This window comes from Oleiphilus sp. HI0128, assembly GCF_001635365.1.
Genome location: NZ_LWGG01001173.1, coordinates 1 through 1,292, shown reverse-complemented (window position 1 = coordinate 1,292; position 1,292 = coordinate 1). Strand labels below are relative to the sequence as shown.

At 47.7% G+C, this 1,292-nt stretch carries 2 protein-coding genes; one reads left to right on the top strand and one right to left on the bottom strand.

From position 1 onward, the window contains the following. Nucleotides 1–777, top strand: a 777-nt coding sequence (locus A3763_RS19805) for a methylated-DNA--[protein]-cysteine S-methyltransferase (protein WP_068760391.1), incomplete at its 5' end; no start/stop codon positions are given. On the opposite strand, the gene A3763_RS19800 is transcribed toward A3763_RS19805, so the two are convergent. Further along, nucleotides 760–1,292, bottom strand: a 533-nt coding sequence (locus tag A3763_RS19800; protein WP_068760389.1) for an SGNH/GDSL hydrolase family protein, incomplete at its 5' end; no start/stop codon positions are given. The two genes, A3763_RS19805 and A3763_RS19800, sit on opposite strands and share 18 nt — an antisense overlap.

Here is a 1,292-nt window from a genome sequence, read left to right as displayed (position 1 = left end):
TTAAGAGCGGTATCCGAATATGTTGGCTTGAGTGAGTTTCACCTGCAGCGTGTGTTTACTCAATGGGCGGGGGTATCACCCAAGCAGTTCTTACAATTTCTGACCAAGCAAAAAGCCAAAGCTTTACTTAAGCAACACTCTGTCTCTAATTCCGCTTACAACAGCGGCTTAAGCGGGAGTGGCCGACTTCACGATCTGATGGTTCAGTGTAAAAGCGTGACACCTGGCGAATATAAAAGTGGTGGCCAAGGCGTTCAAATAGACTATGGCTTTCACCCCTCTCCCTTCGGTTATTGTCTGCTAGCTCTGACTCAACGAGGCTTATGCAAATTGGCATTTCTTGACTCACTGGAGCTTCAAGCAGAAGGTTTGGCTGAGATGAAGCGCGAGTGGCCACATGCTGAACTAAAGCAAAACCAAGCGAGCACATTAACTACCCTAAAACGTATTTTCGACTCTGGACCAGCAAACGAGAACAAGTTGAACTTGCTCTGCAAAGGAACGCCTTTCCAACTGTTGGTATGGGAGGCCTTACTGAAGATTCCTGAAGGCGAGTTGCGCTCTTATCAACAGGTTGCTGAGCAAATCAATCAACCAAATACTACCAGAGCCGTCGCTTCAGCCATTGCGAAGAACAATATTGCCTATTTGATTCCCTGTCACCGGGTCATTAGAAGTACGGGGGAGATTAATCAATATCGCTGGGGAGCAGAACGCAAAAAAGCGATGATCAGCCTGGAATGCTGCTCGACGATACCTTCAACGCTGGGGCAATAAACAACGCTCTTTAAAGTGCTCAAGTAAAGCTTCTGACCATAAGCGGTAAGCCTGCGCACTGGGATGGAAGCCATCACTGGCAAAGAACTCTTTTTGCATAGGAAACTGAACACTAACAAAAGCTAAAGCCTCATCTAGTGCTGCCTGTTCGTTCAAAGCACTATTCATTGCACGAGAACGACGCCCCAAAAACCAGCGAAGTGGCTGAGGTAGAGCCGGAAATTCATGCATGGGAGGTACACTGCTCAAGAAGATATGACGCGCTTGAAACTTGTCTTGAAGCAGCAGTTTTAACTCTCTTTGCTGCTCTAGCCAGTGTTTCAGTCGTGTCCCGCCGGTTATATCATTGACACCTAAGGAAGTAATGACAACATCGGTTTTAAAAGCCTCAAGCGCATGTAGGCGCTCTAGCATCTCAGATGTCTTCAAGCCTGTTTCGGCTAAAAGGCGCCACTCGATAGCGCGGTACTGCGACAGTTTCGACACCAGCTGCCCTAAAAGCGCATCGTTCTGAC